The sequence below is a fragment of the Kitasatospora sp. NPDC059571 genome (assembly GCF_042735675.1).
GTDB lineage: Bacteria > Actinomycetota > Actinomycetes > Streptomycetales > Streptomycetaceae > Kitasatospora.
The window spans coordinates 1-2,305 of sequence record NZ_JBHWBW010000662.1 but is presented as its reverse complement, the minus strand read 5'-3'; the positions used below and the strand labels follow the sequence as shown (position 1 = coordinate 2,305).

Sequence of the window (2,305 nt, the reverse complement as noted above, 5' to 3'; positions counted from 1 at the left end):
GGACACCCTGTTTGGTTTCCCGCTGTCCGACGGGGGCGCGCTCGTACCCACGGCGCACCAGGTCGAAGCCGTGAGGGGAGTGACTGTCGCTCATGGGGTTCTGGGCTTCCTGTCGTCAAACCGCTGAGATGGTTGAGGGAATCCTGACACGGTACCGGAGTGTCATCGGCGAAATCCCGATGCTGTGCGGACAATGTCCGCTCAATCGGGTGGCGCGCTCCCGGAGCGATTGCCTCCCGACCGCTGGGGGCCAACGCCGGCACCGGCCTTGGACCCCCCGTCCTTCTTGGTGTTTCCCCCGTTGGCCTGCTGCGCCGGTGACGGCGCCTCGAAGGCCTCCAGCGCGGACAGCACGTCCTGGACCCTGGAAATCTCGGTGTTGATGTCCTTGCGGCGCCGGACCAGCTCGTCCAGCTCGTGCCGGCCCTCGTCGGTGATCTGCTTCGCCTCGGACCGCGCCTCGGAGAGCAGCCGCTCGGCCTCCTCCTCGGCCAGCCGCAGCTGCTCGGCCGCCGACTCGTCGGCCCGCCGCAGGCGCTTCTCCACCTCGGCCGCGGCCTCCTCGACCTGCCGGCCGGCCTCCTCCTCGGCGTCCTTGAGCTTGGCCTCGGCCTTGACGATGAGCTTCTCGGCGCGGTCGGTGGAGTCCGCGAGCTTCTGCTCGGCGCCCTTGAGCAGCCCCTCGGCCTTGCGGACCGCGGCGATCCGGACCTTGCTGGCCTCCGCGGACGCCTCCGAGGTGAGCTCGGCGGCCCGCTCCTCGGCGGCGGCGATCAGCTTCGCCGCCCGCTCCTCGGCCTCGGCGACGGCGGCCACCGCCTGCTCCTCGGCCTCGGTGAGCTGGTCCTGCGCCGCGGTGACCAGGGCGTCCACCCGCTCGCCGGCCGACTTCATGGCCTGCGCGTTCTCCTTGCGGGCCCGCTCGTGCAGCGCCTCGATCTCGGCGTCGGTGCGCTCGCGCAGCTCCTCGGCGCGCTCGCGGATCGCGGTGGCGTCCCGGCGGGCCTCGGAGAGCAGCGCGTCCGCGTCGGACCGGGCCTTCTCCACCTCGGCCTGGCCGGCCGCCTCGCCGGCCGCGACCAACCGCTCGGACTCCTTGCGGGCGGCCGCCACCATCGCGTCCGCCTGCTCCTCGGCGGCGGCCGTGGTGGCCAGCGCCGTCGTCTGGGCGTCGTCGGCGAGCTGCTCGGCGTCGGTGAACGCCTTCTCCAGCACGGTGGTCGCCCGCTCGCGGGTCGACCGGTCGAACTGCTCGGCCGCCTCGCGGGTCTCCCGGTCGAACGCATCGGCCCGCGAGCGGGCGTCCGCGTCGTACTCGTCCGCGAGCGAGCGGGTCGCCAGCGCGTACTCCTCCGCCTCGCCGCGCAGCGCCGCAGTGATCTCCTCGGTCTCCGCCAGTGCGGCAGCGGCCTGCTCCTCGGCGGCCGCGACCAGGGTGCGGGCCTGCTCCTCGGCCTCGGCGCGGAGCCGCTCGGCGAACTCCGCCGCCGACCGGCGCTCCTGCTCGGCCTCCTCGCGCAGCCCGGCGGCGTACGCGGCGGCCTCGGTGCGCACCCGCTCGGCCTCGGACTCCGCGCTCTCCCGCTCGGCGGCGCACTCGGCGGACGTCCGTTCGCGCAGCCCGGCGGCCTCCTGCTCGGCGGCCGTGCGCAGCTCGGCGATCTGCTGCGAGGCGGCCTCGTGCAGCCCGGCCACCGACTGGCGGACGGCGGCGGCCTCGTCCTCGGCCGCCGAGGTCAGCTCGGCGGCCCGCTCGGCGGCCGCCCGGACCGTCTCCGCAGCCTCGGTACGGGCGCTCTCGCGGTCCTGCGCGGCCTCGGCGGCCAGCGCGGCGGCCTGCTCGCGGGCGGCGGACAGCGCGTCCGCGGCCTCGGCGCGCAGCCGTGCGGCCTCCTCGGCGGCGGCCTCCCGCTCGGCGGCCGTGTCGGCGGCCGTCCGCTCGGTCAGCTCGGCGGCCTCGCGCTCGGCCTGCTCCCGCGCGGTGCGCGCGGCGGCCAGCTGCTCGGCGGTCTCGGTCCGCTCGCGCTCCAGGCCGTCGGCGGCGGCCTCCCGCTCGCGGCGGGCCTCCTCGCGCAGCGCCGCGGCCGCGGCCTCGGCCTCGGCGCGCTCGCGGCGGGCCCACTCCTCGGTCTCGCCGCGCAGGGCGTCGGCGGCCGTCCTGGCCTCCTCGGCGACCTTGCCGGCCGCGGCCGCGGCCTCGGCGGCGACGGCGGCGGGGGCCGCGGGGGGGGGGGGGGGGCCCCCCCCCCCGCGGGGGGGGGGGGGGGGGCGGGGGGGCGCGGGGGGGGGGGGGGGCCGCGGGGCC

1 pseudogene is annotated in these 2,305 nt (G+C 77.7%); it reads right to left on the bottom strand.

The window, feature by feature from the left end:
* Positions 1 to 201 precede the first annotated feature (201 nt).
* Positions 202 to 2,305, bottom strand: a pseudogene (locus tag ACFV0G_RS37450) (hypothetical protein); the annotation flags it as partial.